Raw genomic sequence first — 25,308 nt, forward strand, 5'->3', positions numbered from 1 at the left:
TGCTATCCCTCACATCAACCGCCCACCTACAGAAACCAACCGGTGGCGAAGCTTCACGCATCAGCCGGGACCCATGATCATGGCCGGGAAAGTGCTAGTCTCACCTCATGTCAGACATCTCGGATTCACCTGGTGGGAACGCCCAGGTGTCCGTTCTCGACACCAGCATCCTCCCGCTGGGCGAGCGAGCCCTCCAGAGCATTCTCGATCACGTCACCGCCGTCGGCGACGAGGCAGAGTCGACATACCTTGAGGTCAAAAGCAGCCTCGACATGACGAGCAAGCTTGCTGTCGCCAAGATCGCGAAGTTTCTCCTCGGGACAGCCAACCGGCGACCAGCGCAGGCAGCTCGACACTTCCACGGGTATGCAGTGCTGGTGATCGGTGCCGAAGAGGGTCAATCCACGGGCGTACCTCGTGGTACCGAACCCCATGAGCTTGAGGACGGACTGCGTCCGTATCTCGGCCCCACTTTCCCACCCTTCGAGTTCGGAAGGATAGCCGTCGATTCCGACCGCGAAGTGCTATTTATCATTGCGCAACCGCCGGAGGAAGGTCAGCCGATTTTTCCATGTCATAAGGGATATCAGGGCGAGGATCGGCGCGATGGACTCGAGGACGGTGCGATCTACGTCCGCGGCACCAGCAACACCAGACCAGCGCGATCGGGCGAGGTCTTGGACCTTGTCGAACGTGCCCGTGGAGGAGGGAAACGTCCGATCGACCTCGACGTTGAGGTGCTCGGGCCAATCAGCAGGGTCGCCCACGTGAACCAGGTGCTGGAAGAACTTCTCGAAAACGAAGAGCATAGTTTCTTACAGCGGGCGGATCGTCCCGAAACGGGTGCTTTCTATCCGTCACTGCTCCCCGCGCAGATCTTCGGCGGTGTCAAACCCATGTCCGCCGCTCAGCGGGAGGAAGCCCTGGCTAGGTGGCAGAGCAAGAAGGCCGACCACATCGCTCAGGGGCGCGCGCACTTCCTTGGAGTCGCGTTAGCTGGAAGCGGCCTGCGGGTCACAAGTCACCGTAGGCACATCGCTAAACCGCAGTTGACGGTGACCTTCCACGACTGTGAGGTCCTCGATCACGTTGACCCGGACGATGCTGACTACGAGAAGGCAGTCGAACCGGTGGTCAAGGCGCAGCAACCGTTTGGTGCAGGGCTCAATTTCCCCATCCTGCGGAGCATACGGGGCGACTACCCGGTGTCATGGACCAACTGCGAAGAAGATGCGGAGGTCACGCTCTCCCTGGACTCGCTCCGCCCAGAGGGCTCATGGTCGAGCAATCAAGATGATTACGTGATCGTTGCTCGCAATCCCGAGGCAGCCGATGTGGAGGTTTCATGGACCCTCACCGAGGATGGGAGTGATGATGTAACAACAGACACCTTCCAAGTCTTTACCCAGGAACTCTCCGAAGGTCGTGAGCTGTTTATATCCGCCTTCTTCCCCGAGCAAGCATGACCTGCCTGTTGCCATCCTTCTGCTCAGCGTCACCGCTGGGAATAGCCGCTGAAAGATATCGCTGTTAACGCACTACGTCGCGCTCGAGTTCAGCGCGATTTCAATAATGCTGTCGTAGAGCCAGGTTCGAAAGGCGAGTCCACCTGGGTCGATCTGTCAATTCACTGAAGAGTACTTCTCAAGGGGACTGGTTCCCGCCCCTCCTATGTTCGCCTCCCACCGAGGAGGGGCGTCACACCATCCACCACCCATACAAAAAGGAACCGGCCCTGAAGCTTCACGCTTCAGCGCCGGGATCCTGTTAAGGCGGGGTAAAGTCCGCTCTACGATTCTCAGGCTACAGCACGGTCGCCTTCCAGCTCCAGCCCGAGGACAGAGAGGCCTTTCTGTCGGTGATCGTTGCAGTTCACGCTGCGCAGAAGTCCCCACATGACTTTCAGCGGACCACCAGACCCAAGGACTACGTATCCCGTGCAGAGGAGAAATCCGATGGCGAAACACCCGAATTTGAGCATCTCACCGACATCTACACCACCAGAAATACGCGACTACGACGCAACCGAACCTGCGCAGAACTCCCCACAAGGCACCCGACACCAAAGCGGAGAAGTCACCGGCGCCGACAACGACCGCAGCAATAACGAGGTCGTAGGGCGGCACCTCGACGAGATCGCCGCGCGACGGCGGAAGCTACTGGAGCGCCTCGCCGAGACCTAACCCACCATCAGGCAACCGGACGTGCCCCACTCTGATGGACCGGCAGCCCCAAACCAGAGAACCAGACAGCGGACCCGGATGAAAGAGATCCTCGGCCGATCCACACTGCTCTGAAAAGTCGGAGCCCCGGCGATGTACGTCAGCAACGACGCAGGGACCGCTCCGGGGCAATAGCTGGTGTCCAGAACACCCCGGAGTTAGGCAGTCAACGGGCCAGCATCGGATAAACCGACTGATTGACTGATGCGCTCCTCTGCCAGCGCGCTGGCACTCCGCGCCGCCGCATCCTAAGTCCTGCAACCATCCATGATGGGACGCTGGCCGCGGGCAGTGGAAAGGGTCGAGAATCCACCTCCACCGCAGTACCGTGGAATCATGAGCACTCAAGAAGGTGGAGATATCGACACCGCCGTGAAACACTACTTCGCCGCCAACCCGGACATCTTCGACATCGAGCTCACCAAAGACAACACGGTCCCCCGCCGGCCTCGGTAGTTCGTGTGCACCGAAACCTCTCGGAGCACAGAGTGTCTGGTTCTACGCTCCTGGTGCCGCGCGGCAAGTGCCCTACCTGAGCCCGCTGGCACCTATCACTCGACAGATTTATCGGCTCTTCCGGATGGGGAGTGCGTAGTAGGTGTGAAGCAAGAGGGATGAGTCACCACAACATGTAGACCCCCACGGTGGGCGCTACGTGGCTACAGACATAGAAGGACCCTGCGGTGACAAGATGAAGGTGTCGAATCTCTACCTTCCCACCACAGGATCCATGCCTCACCCTACCGTCACCCCTGCCCCTGTCCCGAACCTCGTAGCGGACACGATCTGCCGCACCGTCGAGTTGGGACTGTCGATCGACAACGCCGCCGACGCCGGGGACGTCACCCACCTGTATTGCCACCCGGTGAGCTTCGACCTCAACTGCCCGGGCTGCGGGCATGCCTGCCAAGTCCGTGACCATGTCGAACGCCGGCTCACGGACCTGCCCATCGTCGGCCACCCCAGCCTCCTGCACGTCCGTGTACCCCGACTGGCCTGCGGCAACGACGACTGTGAGGTCACGATCTTCCGGGCGTCGATCCCACAGGCGGCCGACGATCGACAGTCCGTAACCTGCCGAGTGACCCGCTGGATCCTCCAGCGCATGGCGACCGACGGGATGAGCGTGACAGCCTGTGCCCGGGCGTTGGGTATCGGCTGGGACAAGGTCAACCAACTGGCCCTGTCGGCCTGCCGGCAGTTGTCCTATCAGGATCCGTCCCGGTTGGACCGGGTCCGGGTCCTCGGCGTCGACGAGCACAAGTGGAAGCATGTGCGCGGTGACGGGTCACCGGGGTTTGTCACTGTCATCGTGGACCTGACCCCACTGGTCGACGGGGTGGGCTCGGCCCGACTGCTCGATATGGTGCCCGGCCGCAGTGCCGACGCGTTCGGCGACTGGCTCGACGCCCGCGGCAGCACGTTCCGCCACAGGATCCGGGTGGTGACCATGGACGGATTCACCGGCTACGCGAAAGCCGCGACCCAGCATCTGAGCCAGGCCCGGCAGGTCATGGACCCGTTCCATGTCGTCCATCTGGCCATCGACAAGCTCACCGCATGTCGGCAACGGGTCCAGAATGAGACGACAGGACACCGCGGGCGGTCGGGGGATCCGTTGTACGGGATCCGGCGCATTCTGCTGACCCGTAAGTCACTGGTGACCCCGGCCAACGCGGTGAAACTTGATGACGTGCTCACCGCCGTGGCGCACCTGCCGGTGCAGGTGACGTGGTATTTCTACCAGGAGATTCTTGCCGCCTATCAGGCTGACCGGCCACGCGACGGGAAGCTGCGGATGTTCAAGGTGATCAAGGCGTTGCACGTGAAGATCCCCAATGACTTGCGGGAACTGCGGGTGCTGGGTCAGACCCTGTGGCGGCGGCAGGCTGACATCCTCGCGTACTTCGACACCGGTGCGTCCAACGGTCCGGTCGAGAACATCAACGGCAAGCTGGAACACCTGCGCGGTATCGCCCTGGGATTCCGGAACAAGGCCAACTACATCTTGCGGTCACTGATCCACTCGGGTGGACTCCGGGGCGCAATCAACGCACTCTGAAACCGGAAGAGCCGATTTATCGTTCATACGAACGTATATTTGGGTGACCCCTCCGACCTGTGCCCTACGATCAACGACATGCCTACAGCCGATTTCACCACTGCTCTGACACGCGTTGATCGTGCGGTCGCCCATCGAGAAGAGCTGTGGGCCGCAGCCCTAGTCCACAAGACCGAGCATCCGCTCGCCCAGCGCTTCCAGACGATCGACAGTGAGGTTTGTGCCGTCATCAGCGCTACCTCACCCTTCCCCGTCGAAGTAGCAGTGATCTTCGGTGAATGGCTGTACAACCTTCGGGCGGCGCTCGATGCCCTGATTTATGAACTCGCAGTAGACAACACAGACCAAGACCCACCACCCAATGCCGATGTACTGCAGTACCCCATCTGCGACACTCCAGAAAAGTTCGAGAAGACGGCCAACCGCAAGCGCGGCTACCTGTGCGACCTCTTCGTCTGGGCCAGGACGGGGATCGAGCACACGCAGCCGAACTACATTCCCACCGGCTCAAAAGGTCACGCTCTCTGGTGGCTCAGCGAGCTCGCCAAGCTGGATCGACATCGCCGGCATCACCTCCTTGCCTGGCGGGTCTCCGCTATCGAGGTCCGAGCATCGGGCGACAAGTTCATTGAAGAAGGGTTCCGGATTTGTGACCGACAGTGGTCGTTCATCTCCGGCACCGCGCCCCTGGAGCTTGTCGCACTTCGCCGTCGGTCAGGATCTGGCACACTGAGTACGCACGACCTCGACGTCGCATACACGATTCAGCCAGACCTCCCTGACTGGGTTGACGACGCAGTTCCTGGGTTTGGGCGTGACTGCCGCCTCGATCAACGCATGGTCACCATCGAAGATGTCGTCCGCTCCATCATTGAGCAATTTCACGACCGGATTCTCGATCAGGAACCGTGGTCTGAACCGCAGAATTCCCAAGATACAGGAAGGGAATGAGACAACCATGAAGAGCAACTTGTCGCCCTCTTAGGAGGATGAGCGATGGCGCTCGACGTGGGTTATTAGCTGACTGAAGGTGCCCTGGAGATGCACTGACGTCCAGTGCGCCACCGGTGACGGCGTGCCCTGACGGACAGCCTAGAGGGGCAACGCAGCTGGCTGACGGCAACACTCCGGCTTAGAAAGCTACCCGCCGCTCAGCTACCACGGCCACCGGTGACGAACAACTGGTACTTCACTACATCTACCGGTGTCTGCGGGCACCACCGCTCCCGCAGTTCTTCCACTGCTTCGAGATAGTCGCCGTACTGTTCCGGGCGCCACCCGTCGTTCCACACCGAGGTCATCTTTGCCGACGAAGTCGAGTACGACTAACTGTACGAGTGTGGCAATGATTGCCGGGCGCCGCTCATGGGCGCAGGGCCATGGGCGTGTGTGCCGGGGGCCGCTGAGGGGCCGCAGCTACTCGATAGGCACGTCGTGGTGGTCCATGGCACGCACCTGTCCATCCTTGACAATGTAGGCCTCGACGTATTGACGACCCAGGTAGAGGGTGTTCTCCCGCTTGGTCCGACGGCCGGGGTCGCGCGTGATCTCGCCACGCAGGCGATGCTCGGCTACGCCCACGTTCCGGACCTTCCAAAACACGTCGTACGGTTCCTGCACATCGGTCGTGACCTTGAAGTCGAGCTGACAGTTGCGGGCCAACCAGGGGAGCCGACGCAAGTCCTGCTTGCGCCACCCATCCATCAGGGCGGTTGCGTCGATGTGGGAGGCAACGAACCGTGCAAGCATGAAGTGGGCGAGGTTGGCGATCAGTGTGCCGATAGCTCCGATGCCCATGCCGAGTCCGGTGAACGCGATCGAAGGAAGCCGAATTCTCTGAATGGCGGAGACGAGGAGGTACGAGGCGAAACATGCCGCGGCTGCCATCGCCATGAGGATGCCAGTCCAGCTCAATGACGCGTTGCGGAAATCGAGGACGAGCAAGACGCCCAGCCGGGAGACGATCACTCCGATGCCAGTAGTCAGGTTCGGGAGCTGCTTTGTGCACGCCCAGCGCCAGAACACGATGAGCAACGGCGCTCCCATCATCTCCAGCAGGATAGTGACGGCGACGCTGAGGTGCCCCAGTGCAACGAAGAAGAACGCCTGTACCCCGGCCGTGGAGACAATGCCGCAGGTGAGAATGCGAAGGCTTCCACTCACCGTCCAGCATCGCATGGTCAAGGCCGCCGGGAGCCCCTACCCCGTGTCAGGTGGTTGCAGAATGCAATCAGGCCGTCCTATGATCGCGGTGGTTACATTCTGTTACTACTTTATCACGTGAGGAACCTTGTGAAGGCTTTCATCCTGGAGGACTACGGCTCTCCCCTGAGATCAATCGACATGCCCGTACCGGTCCCGGCCGACAACGAGGTTCTGGTGCGGATGGTTGCGGCCGGCGTCAACTCGGCCGATGAACGGGTCCGGTCCGGCGAGTTCAAGGCCATCTTCCCGTTCCACCTGCCCAAGGTGATGGGCGGCGAGTTCTCCGGAGAGGTCGTGGAGTGCGGCACCGATGTCACGGATATCGACGTGGGAGACCGTGTATACGGCTACGTCGACCTCGCCAAGACCGGCACCTTCTCCGAGTACATCGCTGTCGATGCTGCGGCAGTGGCCCCGGCACCCACGTCGGTGAGTCTTGTCGAGGCGGCGGGATTACCGGTCGTCGCGCGCACGGTCTGGCAGGCACTGGTGGACATGGCGAAGGTCACTGAGGGGCAGACCGTACTGATCCACGGCGGTACCGGCGGTGTCGGCTCGGTGGCCGTCCAGTTCGCCAAGTCCCTGGGCTGCACAGTGGCCACCACAGTCTCCACCGCCAACATCGACGCCGCACGCGACCTGGGCGCGGACATCGTGATCGACTACCGGCGCGAAGATCTGGCACAGGCGCTGGCGGGCACCACCGTGGACGTCGTACTCGATACCCAGGGCGGCGACACCCTGAAGAACTCCCTCGGCGTGGTGCGCCCCGGAGGGACCGTCATCGGCATCACCGGCCCGCCGGATCCGGAGTTCGCCCGTCGCGTGGGTGTCAACCCGGTGGTCGGTCTCGCGATCCGGGCCCTGAGTTCCGGCGTACGTCGTCAGGCCCGGAAGCACGGGGTCACCTACAGGTTCCTGTTCATCGGTCCGGACGGCACCGCACTCCGGAACTTCTCCAGGATCGTCGACGAAGGTGCCGTGCGGCCGGTCATCGGCCGGGTGCTTCCCTTCGAGCAGACCGTGGAGGCCCTCGAGCAGGTGATCGCCGGTGGTCTGCGCGGAAAAGTCCTGGTCACGACCGACCCGGACGAGGTGACCGACCATGCCTGAGACCGACATCCGACCGCGCCCGACCACCTGGGTCACCGCACCGAACCTCCGGATAACGGTCGGTGCGGACACTCTCGTCTACCGTGACCTCGGTCCCTCCCAGGGTGTACCGCTGATTCTGCTCACCCACCTCGGCGCCACGCTGGACGAGTGGGATCCACTGTTCATCGACGTCCTGGCCCGGGACCGTCGCGTCATTGCCGTGGATCTGCCCGGGGTAGGTGGATCCACCGGCACAGTCCCCGGATCTGTCGCGGAAATGGCCGAAGCCGCCGAGGGATTCGTGGCCGCCCTCGGCCTCAGGAACATCGACCTTCTCGGGTTCTCCCTCGGCGGGTTCATCGCCCAGCAGGTCGCACTGGATGACCCCCGGCTGGTGCGCCGTCTCATCCTGTCGGGAACGGGCCCGGCGGGCGGGGAGGGCATCGACCGTCGGACCGGTGGGACATACATCTACCTGGACATGCTGCGTGCCGTACTGGCCCGGACGGATGCCAAGGAATTCCTCTTCTTCCCCCGGACCCCCACCGGTAAGGCGGCGGCGAAGGAGTACCTCGACCGTCTGAAGGCACGGGTCATGGACCGGGACGAGCCCATCAGCTTGACGGCCTTCCGCCGGCAGATCGCCGCCATCCGGGTCTGGGGAAGAGCTGCACCCCAGGACCTCTCCCGCATCACCGCGCCGACACTGATCGCCAACGGCGACCAGGACCGTATGGTCCCCTCCTCACTGTCGGCCGACATGCAGGTCCGCATCCCCGACAGCACGCTGGTCATCTACCCGGATGCCGGACACGGTGGGGTGTTCCAGTACGTGGACGACTTCGCCGCCGCCGTCCTTGGACATCTCGACAACGGGAGCTCGACACGCTGACATCACTTGACTGAAGTCAGAAAAGTGGCTAAGTTCAGTTTCATGAAGTCAGAGAACAATGGGACGATGGTCCTGGAGTCACGCCTCGCTGACCGGTCGGCATGGACCACGAGAGAACGCTGCCCGATCGAACAGACGATGAAGGTCGTCGGATCCCGCACTGCGATGCTGATCCTGCGCGAAGCTTTCTACGGCACGACCCGGTTCGAGGATTTCATCGACCGGGTCGGAATGTCGTCGGCCACTGCATCGTCGAACCTGAAGGCTCTGACCGGAGCCAGGCTGCTGGAGCGCCGTCCGTATCAGGAAGAGGGGGACCGCGTCCGGCAGGAGTACGTCCTCACCGAGGCAGGCAGCGACCTGATGCCGGTCATCATGGGCCTGTTCGTCTGGGGCAGTAAGCACGGCGAGCGGCCGACCCGCGTGGAATCTGTCCACGCAGAGTGCGGTGAACCTGTCGAGGTGGAGGTGCGCTGCCGTGCCGGGCACCTGCTGGCGCCCGAAGACGTTGAACTGCGGCTGCGCGGTACCGGTGAGGAGTCCTACGAATGACAACTCCGAACGTCCGTACCTTCGCCGATGTGTCTGCGGTGACCCGTACCGGCCCGCACCGTCACCGTGCAGACCTCGACCCGCTGTGGGGTTTCGCCGGCAACCCGAACGGCGGCTATCTCCAGGCCACGATGGCCAGGGCAGCACTGGATGCCACCGGGCGTGAGCACGTCCTCTCCGCCAGCAGCCACTATCTCGCCGCCCCGGGAGCCGGTGCCGCAGACATCGACACGGTCGTCTTGCGTGCAGGAAAATCCACGACACATGTCCGTGCGACCCTGTCGCAGGATGGCGAACCCAAAGTGGAGGCCCTGTTCCTTCTCGGTCATCTTTCCGCCCCCTCGAGCGCCCCGTCCTGGACGTCGGCGCGGCTGCAGCCTGCCGGCGTCCCCTACGAGGACTGCGTCCCGCACGCCCCGGACCCCGACAGAATCCCGGCGACCCTCATGCACCAGATCCAGCTACGGATGGAACCGCAGTCGCTGGAGTTCTACGACGGTCGGCCGCAGGGGGTCGGCGAGCTCCGCGGCTGGGTCAGCCTGCCCGACGGTGAAGACTTCGACCCGGTGTCCCTGCTGTTCGCGGTGGACACGATGCCGCCGGCGACCTATGACGTCGCCTTCTCCGGGTGGGTGCCGACACTCACCATGGCCACCTATGTCCGTGCCGCCCCTGCCCCCGGACCGCTGCAGTTCGTCATGGACGCCACGCTCATCCAGGGCGGACTAGGGGACGAGACCTGCACGGTCCGGGACAGTACGGGCACCGTGGTCGCTCAGGCCCACCAGCTCGCCGGCGTCCGCCTCCCGTGAACCTCCAGTAGACCCAGTAGACAAGGACAGCACTCATGACCAGTTCCCCATCCGGCCCGACCGTCTCCACCGACGCTCTCTGGACGCCGCTGACCGTCGGCCGTATGCACCTGAACCACCGGCTCGCGATGGCACCGATGACCCGTAACCGCGCCCACGCGGACGGCACACCCGGTGACCTCGCCGCCACCTACTACGGTCAGCGGGCCTCCCTCGGGATGATCATCACCGAAGGGACGCAGCCCTCCGCCGACGGGCAGGGCTACATGGACACTCCGGGGGCATACACCGAGGACCATACCGCCGGCTGGCGCGAGGTCGCCGACGCCGTCCATGCCGGTGGCGGTCACCTCGTCATCCAGCTCATGCACGCCGGCCGGATGGGCCACCCCGACAACACCCCGCACCACCGGACCCCGGTGGCCCCCTCGGCGATCTCCGCCGACGAGGACATGCACACCCCCACCGGGGTGCAGAAGACTCCGGTGCCCCGTGCCCTGGAGACCGACGAGATCGCCGGTGTCGTCGATGAGTTCCGGCATGCCGCCGCCTCCGCGGTCGCCGCCGGAGCGGACGCCGTGGAGATCCACGCCGCCAACGGCTACCTGCTCCACCAGTTCCTCGCCCCGAACGCGAACACCCGCACCGACAACTACGGCGGATCAGCGGAGAACCGGGCACGCCTGACGGTCGAGATCGCCCGCGCGGTCGTCGACGAGATCGGGGCTGACCGCACCGGTATCCGCATCTCGCCCGCCTTCCCGCTCGGCGGTCTCGACGAGGGGGACGCCACGGCGGTGCACGCCCAGTACCGCCACCTGGTCAGCGAGCTCGCCCCGCTGAACCTCGCTTATCTGCATGTCCACCACCTCGGGGATGACGCTCTGCTGAGCGAGCTCCGTGAGATCTGGCCTACCGCGGTGGCCGTCGTCCGGTACGGGCGCGACCGCGACCACATCGCCGCCGACATCAATGCCGGACTGGCGGACATCGCCCCGCTGGGACGGTTCGCACTGGCGAACCCGGACGTCGTCGAGCGGATCCGCACCGGCGCCCCCTTCAACGAGATCAACCCCACCACCATCTACGGCGGCGGTGCCGCCGGCTACACCGACTACCCGACCCTGGCGGAAGCCACCGTCGGACAGGAGAACTGATCCATGACCTCACTCAACAATGCCGTCGTCCTCGTCACCGGAGCAAACCGCGGCATCGGCGAACACTTCGTCGCCGAGGCGCTCGCCCGGGGCGCGGCAAAGGTGTACGCCACCGCGCGGCATCCCCGGGCCTGGGAAGACGACCGCGTGGTGCCGCTCACCCTCGATGTCACCGACCCGGATTCAGTGCAGGCGGCAGCCGAGGCCGCCCCCGATGTCACTGTCGTGGTCAACAACGCCGGGGTGGCACCGTCCACCGGCAGCCTCCTGGACATCGGGGACGACGAACTCCGGTCGGTGATGGAGACGAACTTCTTCGGCCCCCTCCAGGTCGCCCGGGCCTTCGCCCCGGCGCTGACCGCCGCCGACAGCGCAGCTCTCATTGATCTGCACTCCGTGCTCGCCTGGTACCCGGTCGCCGGGATCTACAGCGTGTCGAAGGCGGCGCTGGCGTCCGCGACAAATGCCCTTCGCCTCGAGCTCGCCCCGTCAGATGTGCAGGTCGTCGGCGTCTACATGGCCTACGTCGACACTGCGATGGCTGCAGCCGATGCACCGTCGAAGATCGCTCCGGAAGATCTCGTCCGGGCGGTGTTCGACACGACCGAGGCCGGTGGTTACGAGGTGCTGGCTGATGAACAGACCGTGCAGGTCAGGAGTGTGCTCAACCAACCCGTGGACGTACTTCACCCGCAGGTTGCACAGGAGGCACACCCATGACCGCACCGAAGCCAGTCAGGGCAGACGGATTCTGGGCCGACGATCTCAGCATCGGACAGACCTTCACCAGCGGTACCTACCGCATGGAGGAGTCTGAGATGCTGGACTTCGCAGAGCACTACGATCCGCAGCCTTACCACCTCGACGAGGACGCCGCTGTCGGCACCTTCTTCAACGGCCTGGTGGCCAGCGGCTGGCATACCTCAGCAGTATCGATGCGGTTGTCGGTGGAGGCGTTCCCGGTCGCCACCGGGATTGTCGGTGCCGGCGGCGAGTTCACCTGGCCCAGCGCCACGGTCGCCGGGGACGAGCTGCATGTCGAGATGACCATCAAGGACTTCCGCTGGTCAAACTCCCGCCCGGACCAGGCGATCCTGTCCGTCGGGTCCCGCACCCTCAACCAGGACGGGCAGGTGCGCCAGAGCGGCACGATGAACCTGCTCGCCTGGCGGCGTCCGGGGGGAGAGAATTCCATGCCGGTGAATGGATGAGTCGGAAACGCGCGATGTGGCGAGGCCTACGACACCTATTCTCCTGCTGACCCGAGATGTCGTGCGCGTAGCGCTTCCGTGCGCTCCTCGATCTCCGAGTCATCCATCACCGGCAGCCCGTCCGCATCCTGCGTGGTGGGGTCGATGAGCCCGCCGAGTCGGCTGAGCTCCACCAGCAGGGGGACGGTGGCAAGACCGAGATCGGTCAGTGAGTACTTCCCCTGTTTCCCACGGGGGGCGTTCACCTTGGTCAGGAACCCTGACGTCGTGAGATCGGTGAGCCGACGGGACAGTACGGGGGCACTGATGTGCTCGGCATTACCGCTCAGGATCTCGCGAAATGAACGTCGGTCGTGGAGAGCGATGTCCCGCAGGATCAGTAGACTCCACTGGTCCCCGAGAGCCTCGAGACAGCGGTTGATCGGGCACGATGACCGGGGTTCGTGAATCATCACATCTCCAGATGGCTTGAATCTGACGCAGGTCATCATACCCCTGATCGAGTAATTACCGAATGCAACCACTCTGCAGTCGATGTGCTCCGGGCTGACGCCTCCAGCCTGCCTGATACGACGGTGGCCACAAAGTGGAACTCATCTCGTGGGGCGGGCACTCCGGCTGGCGAGTAGCAGGGCCAAGACGATAAAGCAGAGAACGCCGAGAGCCGCGGCCGCGACGAGTGCGGCGACGCCGATCGAGGTCGCGGTTGTCACGGCTCCGATTCCGACGGCGGTGGCGGCCTGGAGGACGTACGCGACGAGGTAGAGCAGGGAGAGGGTGGCTCCCCGGTGACGTTCCGGGGCGATACGGTTAATCAATCCGAGGCCACCACTGAACGCCAGTGAGTAGGCGATGCCGCCGATGACGCACCAGGCCACGATAATCGGCAGGGACTGCAAGCTGCTGGCAGCTGCCATCAGTGCCAGGCTCACAACGGTGAGACCGGCGCCTGTCCAGATGAGCGTTCGAGCACCGATGCGAGCGAGGAAGAGTCCCGTGATTCCAATGAACGCGGATGAAACCGCCAGGAGAAGGCCGACGAAGGCGCTATTGGTGGTGTCAGTGATCTGGTCGATCATATGGGCGCCGAGGGACAGAACAATCGCACCGACACAGTATGCGAGCGCGACGGAGAGGGTCGCCGTGACGAACCCGATGCGGATCCCAGCGGGCACGATCGGCGGTTGCGGACGCCACCGCTTCCGCTGTTCGGGTCGGTCATCCGGCGAGAGGAGCAGAGCAGTGACCGAGCCCAGGGCGAGGACGAGGAGGACGATGTAGCTCCACACCAGGGGCTGGGGCAGAAACTCAGCGAAGACGCCGCCGGCGAGCAGCGCGAGCGTCAACCCGGTGGAGGTTGCGATGGTGGCCACGGCACTGGCGTACCGGGGACTTCTGCTGGTGTTGTTTTCGATGAGAGAGGCCGTGGCGGATCCCATCGCCAGGCCGGCACCCGCCCCCTGGAGAACCCGTCCGACGTAAAGGAAACCGACGTGCGGGGCGAAAGCGAACACGATTGCGGACGCACTGATGAGGGTGACACCGGCGATCATGATACGACGTCGACCGAACAGATCGGACAGGTTCCCGAACAAGGGAAGCACGACGATGAGCGCCAGCTGGTAGGCGGTGCTGTTGCAATCTGGGGGCGGCGGTGGCCGGAAGCTGATCAGGACACGGGTCCTCAACCCGTGGCCCTGGTATCTCAGGCGCCGGCGAAGGCCTTGCTCACGATCACCGCATCCGGGTTCGGGCATCCGAAGGCGAAGACGCTGCCCTGTCCTTTGCGCAGCGCGTGCATCGCCTCCATACCCTGTAGCGTCCGGTAGGCAGACACCGGGTTCTTGAAGCCACCGCCTTTGGGACCCAGGATCCGCTTCAACCTGCCGTGATCCCCCTCAATCACGTTGCCCAAGGTACTTCACCTGACGGTGTTCCACTGTCTTCGACAGCTTCCTGTCCTTGATCAGCGTCGCTATCGCCGCGGCGTAGGCCGGTGCTTTGTCGGTGCAGATCACTCGGGGACCACCATCAGGAACGCGGTGACCAGTACCGCGAATCGCTTTTCCCAGAAACCTCGTTGCCGCTTGCGTGTTGCGGCGGGTGGACATGTAGAAGTCGAGGGTCCGGCCGTGCTTGGTCACCGCCCGGTAGAGGTAGCACCATCTACCGCCGACCCGGATGTAGGTCTCATCGACTCGCCAGGAATCCGACACCAACGGTGAGGTTTGACGGTACCAGCGGGTACGTTTATCCAGTTCCGGGCCATACTTCTGCACCCACCGGTAGATCGTGGTGTGATCCACCGGCACTCCACGTTCGGTCAGCATCTCCTCGAGATCCCGGTAGGACACCCCGTAGCGGCAGTACCACCGCACAGCCCACAGGATGACGTCTTTCGGGTAGTGGCGACCGGAGAAGATGCTCATGAGAACTGATCCTCACGTGCCACCCCTAACTTTGCAACAGCACCCGTGACCGACCCCGCCCGAAAACCCTCGGGGGTTTCAGCCTCTCAGGCTGTCGCCGGGACTTCGCCGTGCAACTCCCCCAACTGCTAATCTCGAAGGGCGTGACACTCGGACAACGAAAAACCGGAGGTCACAAACCCTTTCGAGTTTGTGACCTCCGGTCGGTTCAGTTCGTGAACCGCTCACTGTGGGCGAAGGGGGACTTGAACCCCCACGTCCCTAAGGACACTGGCACCTGAAGCCAGCGCGTCTGCCATTCCGCCACTCGCCCGTGGCATCGATCAAGATGATCAACGTGGGTTGCTTCTGCAACGGGTTGTAAGGTTAGCACCGGCGCCACGATCACACAAAGGCGCAGCTCATATACTGTTTTCCCGATCGCCGAGCGCGATCCCGGCCAACTCGACTCCCATCGCGTCCGACGGATCCCTATAATGGGCGCTCACTGTTCACCCGACTCGAACTTCAGCGTGTCAGCGTCCCCGGGTACCCCTTGATCAACCCGGACATCATCCCGCGACCTGGGAGGCACAGCACAAGGAAGGCAGGACCCCGGTTCATGGATCTCTTCGGACGATTCCGCAAGCTCGACAGCTCGCTCCAGCGTGGCCTGGACAACGGCTTTGCGCGCGTTTTCGGTGGCGAGGTCGTCCCTGCCGAGATTGACGAGCTGCTCAAGCAGGAGGTGGAGGACGCACTGATGGAGGACAGCTCCGGTGCCCTCCACGCACCGTCCACCTATGAGGTGCATCTCGCCGCCCGCGACCATGACAATCTCATCTCGCAGCGCCCCGACTTGGACCACGAGCTCCGCGACCGCATCAACCGCTTCATCCGCAACGAGGGCTGGACCACCTCCGCCCCGCTGACCGTGGACCTCGTCCGCGACGACGGTATGCACACCGGCCAGCTGAAGTGCCGGTCGAGCTTCACCGCCGCCCACCAGCGTGCGGCCGCCGAGGAGAAGAAGGGTGCCGCGTCCTCGTCTGCTGCTTCCCCCGGCACGTCCACCGACGCCCCCGAGTGGCCCAGCTCCGAGCCGGACTCCGGCCGCTCCCCCGTCGCCCGCCCCTACAATGCCGACGGCGATGCCGGCGCGGCCGCCGCCGGTGCCGCAGCGGCCGGCTCCCTCGCCGGTCTCGCCCACCCGCAGGGCCGGGCGTCCTCGGCGTCCGCCTGGGGACAGCCGACGTCCGCACCGGAGAACCCGCCGGAATCACGCCCCGAACAGCATCCGGAAGCACAGTCGGAACCTGCGTCCGAACCGGAACGACGCCCCGAACCCGCACCCGAGACCGAGGTCGTCCCCGGTCCGTCGGGCGAAGCGGTCCACGGTGCCGACGGGGCCACCGGTGCCGGTGAGGGCACCCCGCAGCGCACCGTCACCCTCTACCTCCAGGACGGCTCCGACCGCACCTACGTCCTCAACCAGGGCAGCAACACCATCGGCCGCGGCAACCAGGTCGACTTCCGCCTCCCGGACACCGGCGTCTCCCGCCGCCACGGGGACATCACCTGGGACGGTTTCGACGCCGTCTACACCGACCTGCGGTCCACCAACGGCACCACCGTCAACGACATCCCGGTGGAGAACTGGCTACTCGCCGACGGCGACGTCATCTCCCTGGGTCACAGCAGCATCGAGGTGCGCTTCAGCTGACGGACACATCCGTACCCCGCCCGACCCCGGAGCATCCGTCACGACCCCTCCAAACACAGGTACCTGCCGTAAAGTGGGCACAGCTGTACCCCCTGCCCACCGTCCGTGACATCCGTGAGGAGTTGCCCCTATGCAGTCCACCCTGGTCCTGGTCGTCAAGATCGGCCTGCTGGTCGTGCTCTGGCTGTTCATCTGGGTCGCCGTCCGCGCGATGAACCGCGACGTCGGACGCGCCGCCACCGCCGGTGCCGTCCCCGTCGGTGGCGGCAAGGCCGCCTACGCTGCGTCCGCCCCCGCCCAGCACCGCGGTCGGGGATTCTCACGCAGCGTCGGGCCTCAGTCCCTCGCACTGACGACGGGACCACTGACCGGCACGACCCTGGCCCTCGCCGGATACGACGAGGTCACCGTGGGCAGGTCATCGGGCTGCACCCTCGTCCTCGAGGACGACTTCGCCTCCGGCACCCACGCCCGGCTGATCCGCCGTGGCCCGGACTGGTACCTCGAGGATCTCGACTCGCGCAACGGCACATTCCTGGCCGGCCAGCGCATCGACCAGCCGGAACCCCTGCGTGCAGGCAGTGAGTTCCGCATCGGCCAGACCACAGTGAGGATGGACGCATGACGTCGGAGACACTCGCCCTCAATTTCGCCGCCCACTCCGACCGTGGTCTGGTGCGCGGCAACAACGAGGACTCCGCCGTCGCGGCGTCCAACCTGCTCGCCCTGGCCGACGGCATGGGCGGCCACGCCGCCGGTGAAGTCGCCTCGCAGCTGATGATCGAGGCCCTGCTGCCGCTCAACGCCCAGTTCCTCGGCGATGCTGCCCGGGACATCACCGTCGACCGGCTGCCCGGCATGCTCGTCGAGGCGATGGACAACGGAAACCGCGCCATCGCCGCGCACGTCGACGAGAACCCGACCCTCGACGGCATGGGCTGCACCCTGAGCTCCCTGCTCTTCTTCGACGGCCGGATGGGCGTCTGCCACGTCGGCGACTCCCGCGGCTACCTGCTGCGCGACGACGTCCTCACCCAGATCACCAAGGACGACACCTACGTCCAGTCCCTCGTCGACGAGGGCAAGCTCGACCCGGCGGACGTCTCCAGCCATCCGCAGCGCTCACTGATCCTCAAGGCCCTCACCGGACGCCCCGTCGAACCGACCCTGCAACTGCTCGAGGTCCACGCCGGCGACCGGTTCATGCTCTGCTCCGACGGCCTGTCCGACCCGGTCAGCGCGGATACCATCCGCGAGGTCCTGGCCACCGGCACGCCCGACGAGGCCGCCACGAAGCTCATCGACCTGGCACTGCGCGGCGGTGGCCCCGACAACGTCACCGTTGTCGTCGCCGATGTCGTCGACACCGCCGACACAGACGCCGGTGGCACGGGCGCTGATGGCGCCCTCGCACTGCCGACCGTCGCCGCACTCGCCGGTGCGATCAACTCCGACGAGACTGAACTTCCCCGCCCGGACACCGCCGCCGGACGCGCCATGGCCGTCAACGTGGTCAACAGTTCCTCCCCGACGCCGCCCGCCGACCAGGGGAAGGACGCCGTGTCCGCCGCGCCCGGCACCGACCAGAACGCGATGCCGCCGATGCGCCTCTCCCGGCGCGTCGGACGCCGTCGTGACGCCGGTTCCCCCGGCGCGTCCACCGAGGATCAGGCGGACCCCGACCGTGCCGGTGACGCCGGTACCTCCGGCCGGCGCCACCCGAAGCGACGTCGCCGCATCCTCATCGCCCTGACCGTCGTCGTCGCCCTGGTGGTCATCGCCGGTATCGGTGGCTGGATCGCCAAGCGCAACCTCGACGACTCCTACTTCGTCGCCGTGGCATCCTCCGACGATGTGCCGACTCCGTCGACCACGTCGTCCACGGCGCCCACCACGGCCGCCGCACCCACCAGCGCCGACCCGTCGACCACGGAACCCGCGGCACCGTCGACGGGCGCGGCGTCCCCCTCGACCACCCTGGACGCGGACGACCCGGAGGCCGCCGCAGCAGCGAAGGGCACCCCGATCCTCATCTACCAGGGTGCTCCGGGCAGTTTCCTCGGTATCTCGCTGAACTCCGCCTACCAGGAGATCTGCCTCAGCGAGGACAGCGAGATCCGGCTGCTGCCCGCCGGTTCCGACGATCCCTGCCACCGGTTCACCACCGCCGACCTCACCCCGGCTGCCCGCGGTACCCTCGACACGCTCCCGCGGGACTCCTACCAGTCCGTCCAGGACCAGCTGCGCCGCCTGTCGGCACAGACCCTGCCTATCTGCGTGACCCGGGACTCCGACCGTGACAGCGGCGGGGACCCCTCGGATCTCACGACCCCGGGCGTGTCCTGCCGGGAGGTGGACTGACATGGTCCGCCTGGTTCCGAAGGTGCGCTCCTCGCACGTCCGGCCGCTCGAGTTCGGCCTGCTGATCTTCTCGGCCCTGATCCTCGGCATCGCCGTCATCGCACTGCAGCTGTCGCAGTCCGACGCCGCGACCCGCGCCGGCGGCGAGGCCACCGGCCTGACCTCCGAGGTCTTCACGGTCCTCGGTGGCTTTATCGTGGTCTTCGGCGTCGCCCATGTGGTGATGTGTCTCAAGGCACCGGACGCCGACCAGCTCATGCTGCCCATCGCCGCTCTGCTCAACGCCATCGGCCTGGTGATGATCTACCGCATCGACCTTGCCGCGGAGACCACGCGCGCGAACTCGCAGATCATGTGGACGGTCATCGGTGTGGCGATCTTCTGCGCCGTCATCATCTTCATGCGGTCCCACCAGAACCTGCAGAACTACGCCTACCTGCTCGGTCTCGGCGGGCTGTTCCTGTCCGCCCTGCCGATCGTCTGGCCGACGTCGATCAACTCCGACGCCAAGGTGTGGATCAGTCTCGGCCCGTTCTCCATCCAGCCCGGTGAGTTCGCGAAGATCATGCTGCTGATCTTCTTCGCCGCCCTGCTGGTCAACAAGCGCACCCTGTTCACCGTGGCGGGACGCCGCGTCCTCGGTCTGCAGTTCCCGCGGCTGCGCGACCTTGGGCCGATCCTGCTGGTCTGGGGCGTGGCGATCCTCATCTCCATCTTCCAGAACGACTTCGGCCCCGCGCTGCTGCTCTTCGGCACGGTCCTCGGCATGCTCTACATCGCCACCGGCCGGTCGTCCTGGCTGATCATCGGTGTGGGCCTGGCGGTCATCGGCGGATGGAGCGTCTTCCAGATCTCCGACAAGATCCAGGACCGCTTCACCAACTTCCTCGACCCGCTGGCCACCTACGACGACGGCACCGGCTACCAGCTGTCCCAGGCACTGTTCGGGATGAGCTTCGGTGGCGTGACCGGCACCGGCATCGGCCAGGGCTACCCGCAGCTCGTGCCGGTGGCCTACGCCGACTTCATCCTCTCCTCCATCGGTGAGGAGCTCGGCTTCATCGGTCTGGCCGCCGTCCTCATTCTCTTCGCGGTCCTGGTGACCCGCGGCATGGTCACCGCGCTGAACGCGCCGGACTCTTTCGGCAAGCTCGTCGCCGCAGGACTGTCGCTGACCATCGCCATCCAGATCTTCGTGGTCACCGGCGGTGTCTCGAAGCTGCTGCCGATGACCGGACTGACCACACCGTTCATGTCGCACGGCGGGTCAAGTCTGCTCGCGAACTACCTGTTGCTCGCGATCCTGCTGAAGATCTCGCACGACACCCGCACCCGGGCGAAGGACGCCGCAGCCGAGACCACCAGTGACAACCGGGCGGAGGTGCCCCAGTGAACCGCGCAATCAGGAACGTCTCCGTCTTCGTCTTCGTGCTCATCGCGATCCTCCTGGTCAACCTGACCTGGATCCAGGGCTTCCAGACGGACACCTACGCCCACAATTCCCGCAACGCCCGCCAGTACTTCGAGACCAAGTCCGTCCCGCGCGGCCAGATCACCGCCGGTGGTCAGATCCTGGCCCAGTCCACCCCGGACGAGGACGGTTTCTACCAGCGCGCCTACCCGACCGCGCCGGCCGCCTACGGCTCGGTCATCGGCTACCTCTCCGACCGCTACGGTGCCGCCGGCATCGAGCAGTCGCAGAACTCCATCCTCGACGGCACCGATGATTCCCTGCTGCCCAGCCAGGTGTGGGACACCCTCACCGGCAAGGAGAAGCGCGGTGCGAACGTCGAGCTGACCCTCAACCCGTCCGTGCAGCAGACGGCCTACGACCAGCTGTCGAATGCCGGCTACTCCGGTTCGGTCGTCGCGCTGCGTCCGTCGACCGGCGAGATCCTGGGCATGGCGTCCACCCCCTCCTACGATCCGGAGGCCGTCTCCTCGAGCGACTCCGAGGCCGCGGACGCCACCTTCAAGGCACTGCAGAACGACGAGAACGCCCCGCTGCTCAACCGCTCCACCCAGCAGACCCAGCCCCCGGGATCGACCTTCAAGCTGATCACCACCGCCACCGCCCTGGCCGACGGCGACAGCGCCGACACCCTGGTCACCGGTTCCCCGCAGATCACCCTGCCCGACGGCACCACCACCCTGGAGAACTACGGCGGTTCCTCCTGCGGTGCCGACCAGGTGACCCTGCGCACCGCCTTCGAGAAGTCCTGCAACACCGCCTTCGTGGACCTCTCCCAGCGCCACGGCACGGATGCCTTCAAGGACACCGCCAAGGCCTTCGGCATCGACGAGGAGAACACGTTCGGCCACGTCGGCCTGCCGGTGCAGGACTCGACCGTCGGCGAGATCCCCGACGCGTCCGCCCTGGCACAGTCCGCCATCGGCCAGCGCGACGTCGCCCTGACCCCGCTGCAGAATGCGGTCATCGCAGCGACGATCGCCAACGGCGGCAAGCGGATGGAACCGCACCTCGTCAAGGAAGTCACCGGCGCGGACCTCAAGCCGCTGGAGACGACGAAGCCGAAGGAGGTCAACCAGGCCATCGACGGCGAGATCGCCTCGCAGCTCACCGACCTCATGAAGGACGCCGAGACCTACGCCGGCGGCACCATGGGGCTGGCCTCGAAGACGGGTACCGCCGAGCACGGTGAGGACTCCCGCAACTCCAACCCGCACGCCTGGTACGTCGCCTTCGCCCCCGAGGGTGACGTCGCCGTGGCCGTCCTCGTCGAGAACGGCGGTGACCGTGGCCAGGCTGCGACCGGTGGTGCCGTCGCCGGCCCGATCGGCCGTGCCGTCATCCAGGCCGCCCTCCAGGAGGCGCAGTAAATGAGCGACGAGACGACAGCCTTCCCCTCCGGTGACCGGTCCAGCGACCCGCACCGGGAGGACGCCCGACGCATGCAGCGCGTCCTCGACTCCCACTACGGGCACCGGTTCCAGGTCGACCGCGTCATCGGCCGCGGTGGCATGTCCACCGTCTGGCTCGCCGCGGATTCCGGCGCCGGAGAGACCGGGGAGACCGGCAAGACCCCTGCCCGCGATGTCGCGGTGAAGGTCCTCAAGCCCGAGCTCACCGACGACGCCGAGTTCCGCGCCCGGTTCCGCGCCGAGGCGGAGGCCGCCGAGACGGTCCACTCCCAGCACGTCGTGGAGACCTACGACTACGGCGAGGTACCCGACGTCGACGGCACCGGCGTGACCTACTGCTTCATCGTCATGGAGTATGTCCAGGGTGAGTCGCTGGCGGACATCCTCGCCCGCGAGCGCACCCTGCCCGAGGTCATGGCGCTGGACCTGCTGACCCAGGCGGCAACCGGTCTGCAGGCGATCCACGACCGTGGGCTGGTCCACCGGGACATCAAACCCGGCAACCTCATGATCACCGCCGACGGCCTGGTGAAGGTCACCGACTTCGGGATCGCCAAGGCGGCGTCCGCCGTGCCGCTGACCCGCACCGGCATGGTCGTCGGCACCGCACAGTACGTCTCCCCGGAGCAGGCGCAGGGCCATGATGTCGGCCCGACGAGCGACGTCTACTCGCTCGGCGTCGTCGGCTACGAGATCCTCGCCGGGCACCGCCCGTTCTCCGGGGAGTCGACGGTCTCCGTGGCACTGAAGCACATCAGCACCCCGGCCCCGCAGATCCCCGGGGAGGTCTCCACCCCGGTGCGCGAGCTCATCGACATCTGCCTGCGCAAGGATCCGCGCACCCGCTACGCCGACGGTGGCGAGCTGGCCGCCGCGGCCGTGAAGGTGCGGGCCGGTGGCATGCCGCCGGTGCCGGTGTCGATGTCGGCTCAGACCCGGGCGGTCAGTGCGCCGCCGGTCGCCCCGGCCACGCAGACCCGGCTGGGCCGGGTCACTGACCCGTCGAACATGGGACCGGCGCCGCGTCCCACCGGACAGCAGAACACCGGTCAGGCCGCGCAGACCGCCGCCCCGCAGCGTCCTGTGAAGAAGAAGTCCGGCAACGGCTGGATCTGGTTCATCGTCATCGTCGCCATCGCCGGGATCGGCGTCCTCGTGTGGGCGCTGTCCTCGGGCCTGGGCGACTCCGGCGAGGAATCCCCGACCCGGACAACGACCGTCATCGAGCAGGTCCCGGTGGACCCTCCGGAGCAGCAGTGGACCCCGGAGGAGACCCCCGAGGACACGCCGGAGCAGACCGTCCCGGAGACCACCGACAATGATCTGCCGACCAATGGGAACCCCGGCCCGACCTCGACCCCGGGCACTGAGAGCAACGGGTCCACACCGACGACTCCCACCACCCCGGACAACGGGGACGACGGGAGTAACAACGGCGGCACCGACAACGGTGAGAACGGTGGACAGACCAACGGTAACGGCGGGGCGAACAGCGCCATGCCGTCGGAACCGGAGGCGACCAGCACCGGAGATCGCGCCGCGGACGCCGCGGATGACGCGGGACTGACGCTGTGATTGCTGGTAGTGGTGTTAACAACACCGGTAAACTCACTGGAGACGCCACCGCCGGACACCCCGCGCAGTGGAAAGGAGAGGCAACGTGGATCTGACCAACACCATCCTCGGCGGTCGCTACCGCCTCGGTGCCGTCATCGGCACCGGTGGCATGTCGGATGTCTACGCCGCCACCGATGAGCTGCTCGGACGCGATGTCGCCGTGAAGATGATGCGGGCCGACCTCGCCCGTGACGAGACGTTCCTCGAACGTTTCCGCCGCGAGGCGAAGAACGCCGCGAAGCTGAACCACCACGCCATCGTCGCGGTGTACGACACCGGCCAGACCGCCCCGGAGACCGGCTCGGTGCCGTACATCGTCATGGAACGCGTCCACGGGTCCACGCTACGCGAGATCATCCGCGACTCGGGCCCGTTGCCGCTCACCGAGGCCGGCCGGGTCATGGCGGAGGTCTGCCGGGCCCTGTCGTTCTCGCACGAGGCCGGGATCATCCACCGGGACGTCAAGCCCGCGAACATCATGATCACCAACACCGGCGCGGTGAAGGTGATGGACTTCGGCATCGCCCGGGCCCTGTCGGACTCGACCTCCGCCATGACGCAGACCTCCGCGGTCATCGGCACCGCGCAGTACCTTTCCCCGGAGCAGGCGCGCGGCCGGTCCGCGGACGCGCGCTCCGACATCTACGCTGCGGGCTGCGTCCTCTACGAGATCACGACGGGGCGCCCGCCGTTCTCCGGCGAGTCCCCGTTCTCCGTGGCATTCCAGCATGTTCAGGACGCCCCGGTCCCGCCGTCGACGCTGCCGGGCATGCACCTGGATGAGCGGCAGTCACTCGCCCTGGACTCGGTGGTCCTCACCGCCATGGCGAAAGATCCCTCGGACCGGTACGACACCGCCGACCAGATGGCCTCGGACCTGCAGGCGGTCGCCGACCGTCGCATGCCGATGGCCGCGGTCAACTACACCGGGGCCCCGGCGCACGAGCAGCCGTCCGCGGACGCGGAGTCCACGACGGTCTTCCCGCAGGCGGGTGCTGCCGCGGCAGGTGCCGGCCTGGCGGGTGCCGCCGGCGCTGCTGCGGGTGCCGGTGCTGCCGGTGGCAGAGCCGGGGATGCGGCTCCGGCAGACCACAACTCCTCGACACAGGCTTCCGGACAGGACGACGCCGACGATTCCGGGAAGGGGAAAAGAAAGCGCCGCGCGAGCACCATCGCCTGGATTGTCGCGCTTCTCGCCCTGCTCGGCGTCGGAGGTGTCGTCGCCTACAACCTCGTCAGTGACGACGGCTTCGACAGCAGCGAAACCCAGGTCTCCGTGCCGGACGTGAGAGACCGGCCACAGGCAGAGGCCGAACAGATCCTCGAGGAGGCCGGGTTCAACGTCCAGGTTGAGGAAACCGCTGACGCCGACATTGCGCGCGGTAACGCGATCCGTACGGATCCGGGCACCGATTCCTCCGTACCGAAGGGCTCACAGATCACCCTGTACGTCTCCTCCGGTAAGGAGATCACCGAGGTGCCGGACCTCACGGGCATGAACACCGAGCAGGCGCAGCGTGCCCTCAGCGATGTGGGACTGAAGTTGAAGTCCCAGGTCGAGGAGGAAGCGAACGACTCCGTCGAGGCCGGCAAGATCACCCGACAGTCGCCGGGCCAGGGCTCCCAGGTCTCCAAGGGCACGGAGGTGGCGATCACCGTCTCCACCGGTGCCGAGGAGGTCCGGGTGCCGACGGTCTCCGGTCAGGATCTGGACGATGCCCGGGACAACCTCGAGGGCGCCGGCTTCACCGTGAACGTCGAGATGGTCGACTCCACGGAGCCCGAGAACCGTGTTCTCAGCGCCTCCAACGAGGGAACCCGTCAGCCGAAGGGGTCCACGGTCACCATCACGGTCTCCAGGGGCAACCAGTTCACCATGCCGAACCTGCAGAACCGGAACATCGACGAGGTCGAAGGCCTGCTGAAGGACGCCGGCTGGACCGGCGGCACCGTCCAGCGCGACCCGGTGAACACCCTCGATCCGCTGGCGATCGACCGTGTCGTCGGACAGACCCAGGCATCTGGTTCGACCGTCAGCAAGGACGCGACGATCACCGTTCGGGTGAACGTCCTCGGGGTGCCCTGACGGCTGGGTGCCCGGGCGGTTG

The 25,308-nt window shown here is 65.7% G+C and carries 21 protein-coding genes, 1 tRNA gene and 1 pseudogene; 18 read left to right on the forward strand and 5 right to left on the reverse strand.

The annotated features are described in order from the left end of the window. Window positions 1-107: 107 nt before the first annotated feature. The 4 genes from ACZ9GM_RS12045 (at window position 108) to ACZ9GM_RS12060 (ending at window position 5,235) form a co-directional block, all read left to right on the forward strand. Window positions 108-1,466 carry a hypothetical protein gene (locus ACZ9GM_RS12045; RefSeq protein WP_476037973.1) on the forward strand — a complete coding sequence of 453 codons (1,359 nt, stop codon included), beginning with the start codon at window positions 108-110 and terminating at the stop codon, window positions 1,464-1,466. A gap of 489 nt (window positions 1,467-1,955) precedes the next feature. Beyond that, window positions 1,956-2,183, forward strand: coding sequence for a hypothetical protein (locus ACZ9GM_RS12050; protein ID WP_476037974.1), 228 nt, complete (start codon window positions 1,956-1,958; stop codon window positions 2,181-2,183). A 769-nt stretch (window positions 2,184-2,952) separates the two neighbouring features. Beyond that, complete coding sequence (locus ACZ9GM_RS12055) at window positions 2,953-4,284, forward strand: ISL3 family transposase (RefSeq protein WP_476037975.1); 1,332 nt, start codon at window positions 2,953-2,955, stop codon at window positions 4,282-4,284. A 78-nt stretch (window positions 4,285-4,362) separates the two neighbouring features. Continuing rightward, window positions 4,363-5,235 (forward strand): hypothetical protein, encoded by an 873-nt coding sequence (locus ACZ9GM_RS12060; RefSeq protein WP_476037976.1) that lies wholly within the window; start codon window positions 4,363-4,365, stop codon window positions 5,233-5,235. 465 nt (window positions 5,236-5,700) lie between these two features. Here ACZ9GM_RS12060 and ACZ9GM_RS12065 read toward each other — a convergent pair whose 3' ends face one another. Continuing rightward, window positions 5,701-6,447 (reverse strand): nucleotide-binding domain-containing protein, encoded by a 747-nt coding sequence (locus ACZ9GM_RS12065; protein ID WP_476037977.1) that lies wholly within the window; start codon window positions 6,445-6,447, stop codon window positions 5,701-5,703. 117 nt (window positions 6,448-6,564) lie between these two features. On the opposite strand from ACZ9GM_RS12065, the gene ACZ9GM_RS12070 reads away from it, so the two are divergent. The 7 genes from ACZ9GM_RS12070 to ACZ9GM_RS12100 are packed head-to-tail and all read left to right on the forward strand — an operon-like array spanning window position 6,565 to window position 12,208. Further along, window positions 6,565-7,602: an NADP-dependent oxidoreductase gene (locus tag ACZ9GM_RS12070; RefSeq protein WP_476037978.1), complete on the forward strand. Its 1,038-nt coding sequence runs from the start codon at window positions 6,565-6,567 to the stop codon at window positions 7,600-7,602. Further along, entirely contained in the window at window positions 7,595-8,476 is an 882-nt protein-coding gene (locus ACZ9GM_RS12075) for an alpha/beta fold hydrolase (RefSeq protein WP_476037979.1), read from the forward strand. The genes ACZ9GM_RS12070 and ACZ9GM_RS12075 overlap by 8 nt, the downstream gene beginning before the upstream one ends. A gap of 42 nt (window positions 8,477-8,518) precedes the next feature. Continuing rightward, complete coding sequence (locus tag ACZ9GM_RS12080) at window positions 8,519-9,028, forward strand: winged helix-turn-helix transcriptional regulator (RefSeq protein ID WP_476037980.1); 510 nt, start codon at window positions 8,519-8,521, stop codon at window positions 9,026-9,028. Next, complete coding sequence (locus tag ACZ9GM_RS12085) at window positions 9,025-9,840, forward strand: thioesterase family protein (RefSeq protein WP_476037981.1); 816 nt, start codon at window positions 9,025-9,027, stop codon at window positions 9,838-9,840. The genes ACZ9GM_RS12080 and ACZ9GM_RS12085 overlap by 4 nt, the downstream gene beginning before the upstream one ends. A gap of 35 nt (window positions 9,841-9,875) precedes the next feature. Beyond that, the gene (locus tag ACZ9GM_RS12090) at window positions 9,876-10,997 is read left to right on the forward strand and encodes an alkene reductase (RefSeq protein WP_476037982.1); all 1,122 of its coding nucleotides are present in this window, start codon (window positions 9,876-9,878) and stop codon (window positions 10,995-10,997) included. 3 nt (window positions 10,998-11,000) lie between these two features. Continuing rightward, window positions 11,001-11,717, forward strand: a complete 717-nt coding sequence (locus tag ACZ9GM_RS12095; protein ID WP_476037983.1) for an SDR family oxidoreductase — start codon at window positions 11,001-11,003, stop codon at window positions 11,715-11,717. Then, window positions 11,714-12,208 carry a MaoC/PaaZ C-terminal domain-containing protein gene (locus ACZ9GM_RS12100; RefSeq protein WP_476037984.1) on the forward strand — a complete coding sequence of 165 codons (495 nt, stop codon included), beginning with the start codon at window positions 11,714-11,716 and terminating at the stop codon, window positions 12,206-12,208. The genes ACZ9GM_RS12095 and ACZ9GM_RS12100 overlap by 4 nt, the downstream gene beginning before the upstream one ends. 35 nt (window positions 12,209-12,243) lie before the next feature. On the opposite strand, the gene ACZ9GM_RS12105 is transcribed toward ACZ9GM_RS12100, so the two are convergent. The 4 genes and pseudogenes from ACZ9GM_RS12105 to ACZ9GM_RS12120 form a co-directional block, all read right to left on the reverse strand. Then, window positions 12,244-12,660, reverse strand: coding sequence for a winged helix-turn-helix transcriptional regulator (locus ACZ9GM_RS12105; RefSeq protein ID WP_476037985.1), 417 nt, complete (start codon window positions 12,658-12,660; stop codon window positions 12,244-12,246). Window positions 12,661-12,801: 141 nt separating this feature from the next. Beyond that, on the reverse strand, window positions 12,802-13,965 hold the full coding sequence (locus ACZ9GM_RS12110) for an MFS transporter (RefSeq protein WP_476037986.1): 1,164 nt from the start codon (window positions 13,963-13,965) through the stop codon (window positions 12,802-12,804). Then, a pseudogene (locus ACZ9GM_RS12115) lies at window positions 13,914-14,637 on the reverse strand (IS6 family transposase). The gene ACZ9GM_RS12110 and the pseudogene ACZ9GM_RS12115 overlap by 52 nt, the downstream one beginning before the upstream one ends. Before the next feature lie 230 nt (window positions 14,638-14,867). Continuing rightward, window positions 14,868-14,950, reverse strand: a tRNA-Leu gene (locus tag ACZ9GM_RS12120). Between the two features lie 288 nt (window positions 14,951-15,238). Between ACZ9GM_RS12120 and ACZ9GM_RS12125 the strand changes: the two genes are divergently transcribed. The 7 genes from ACZ9GM_RS12125 to pknB all read left to right on the forward strand — a co-directional run bounded on the left by ACZ9GM_RS12125 (window position 15,239) and on the right by pknB (window position 25,286). Then, the gene (locus ACZ9GM_RS12125) at window positions 15,239-16,339 is read left to right on the forward strand and encodes an FhaA domain-containing protein (protein WP_476037987.1); all 1,101 of its coding nucleotides are present in this window, start codon (window positions 15,239-15,241) and stop codon (window positions 16,337-16,339) included. A 130-nt stretch (window positions 16,340-16,469) separates the two neighbouring features. After that, the gene (locus ACZ9GM_RS12130; protein WP_291473291.1) at window positions 16,470-16,964 is read left to right on the forward strand and encodes an FHA domain-containing protein FhaB/FipA; all 495 of its coding nucleotides are present in this window, start codon (window positions 16,470-16,472) and stop codon (window positions 16,962-16,964) included. Next, window positions 16,961-18,700: a PP2C family protein-serine/threonine phosphatase gene (locus ACZ9GM_RS12135; protein WP_476037988.1), complete on the forward strand. Its 1,740-nt coding sequence runs from the start codon at window positions 16,961-16,963 to the stop codon at window positions 18,698-18,700. The genes ACZ9GM_RS12130 and ACZ9GM_RS12135 overlap by 4 nt, the downstream gene beginning before the upstream one ends. 1 nt (window position 18,701) lies before the next feature. Continuing rightward, window positions 18,702-20,093: an FtsW/RodA/SpoVE family cell cycle protein gene (locus ACZ9GM_RS12140; protein WP_291473293.1), complete on the forward strand. Its 1,392-nt coding sequence runs from the start codon at window positions 18,702-18,704 to the stop codon at window positions 20,091-20,093. Continuing rightward, window positions 20,090-21,541 (forward strand): peptidoglycan D,D-transpeptidase FtsI family protein, encoded by a 1,452-nt coding sequence (locus ACZ9GM_RS12145; protein ID WP_476037989.1) that lies wholly within the window; start codon window positions 20,090-20,092, stop codon window positions 21,539-21,541. Before ACZ9GM_RS12140 ends, ACZ9GM_RS12145 begins: the two co-directional genes overlap by 4 nt. After that, window positions 21,542-23,158, forward strand: coding sequence for a serine/threonine-protein kinase (locus ACZ9GM_RS12150; RefSeq protein ID WP_476037990.1), 1,617 nt, complete (start codon window positions 21,542-21,544; stop codon window positions 23,156-23,158). 85 nt (window positions 23,159-23,243) lie between these two features. Further along, the gene (gene pknB, locus ACZ9GM_RS12155) at window positions 23,244-25,286 is read left to right on the forward strand and encodes a Stk1 family PASTA domain-containing Ser/Thr kinase (RefSeq protein WP_476037991.1); all 2,043 of its coding nucleotides are present in this window, start codon (window positions 23,244-23,246) and stop codon (window positions 25,284-25,286) included. Window positions 25,287-25,308: the final 22 nt, after the last annotated feature.

The organism is Corynebacterium sp. UD i78, from assembly GCF_056280545.1.

Coding starts and splice junctions, on each gene's coding strand:
- ACZ9GM_RS12045 (WP_476037973.1), top strand. CDS start 108: ATGTCAGACATCTCGGATTCACCTGGTGGGAACGCCCAGGTGTCCGTT.
- ACZ9GM_RS12050 (WP_476037974.1), top strand. CDS start 1,956: ATGGCGAAACACCCGAATTTGAGCATCTCACCGACATCTACACCACCA.
- ACZ9GM_RS12055 (WP_476037975.1), top strand. CDS start 2,953: ATGCCTCACCCTACCGTCACCCCTGCCCCTGTCCCGAACCTCGTAGCG.
- ACZ9GM_RS12060 (WP_476037976.1), top strand. CDS start 4,363: ATGCCTACAGCCGATTTCACCACTGCTCTGACACGCGTTGATCGTGCG.
- ACZ9GM_RS12075 (WP_476037979.1), top strand. CDS start 7,595: ATGCCTGAGACCGACATCCGACCGCGCCCGACCACCTGGGTCACCGCA.
- ACZ9GM_RS12080 (WP_476037980.1), top strand. CDS start 8,519: ATGAAGTCAGAGAACAATGGGACGATGGTCCTGGAGTCACGCCTCGCT.
- ACZ9GM_RS12085 (WP_476037981.1), top strand. CDS start 9,025: ATGACAACTCCGAACGTCCGTACCTTCGCCGATGTGTCTGCGGTGACC.
- ACZ9GM_RS12090 (WP_476037982.1), top strand. CDS start 9,876: ATGACCAGTTCCCCATCCGGCCCGACCGTCTCCACCGACGCTCTCTGG.
- ACZ9GM_RS12095 (WP_476037983.1), top strand. CDS start 11,001: ATGACCTCACTCAACAATGCCGTCGTCCTCGTCACCGGAGCAAACCGC.
- ACZ9GM_RS12100 (WP_476037984.1), top strand. CDS start 11,714: ATGACCGCACCGAAGCCAGTCAGGGCAGACGGATTCTGGGCCGACGAT.
- ACZ9GM_RS12105 (WP_476037985.1), bottom strand. CDS start 12,660: ATGATTCACGAACCCCGGTCATCGTGCCCGATCAACCGCTGTCTCGAG.
- ACZ9GM_RS12110 (WP_476037986.1), bottom strand. CDS start 13,965: ATGCCCGAACCCGGATGCGGTGATCGTGAGCAAGGCCTTCGCCGGCGC.
- ACZ9GM_RS12125 (WP_476037987.1), top strand. CDS start 15,239: ATGGATCTCTTCGGACGATTCCGCAAGCTCGACAGCTCGCTCCAGCGT.
- ACZ9GM_RS12130 (WP_291473291.1), top strand. CDS start 16,470: ATGCAGTCCACCCTGGTCCTGGTCGTCAAGATCGGCCTGCTGGTCGTG.
- ACZ9GM_RS12135 (WP_476037988.1), top strand. CDS start 16,961: ATGACGTCGGAGACACTCGCCCTCAATTTCGCCGCCCACTCCGACCGT.
- ACZ9GM_RS12140 (WP_291473293.1), top strand. CDS start 18,702: ATGGTCCGCCTGGTTCCGAAGGTGCGCTCCTCGCACGTCCGGCCGCTC.
- ACZ9GM_RS12150 (WP_476037990.1), top strand. CDS start 21,542: ATGAGCGACGAGACGACAGCCTTCCCCTCCGGTGACCGGTCCAGCGAC.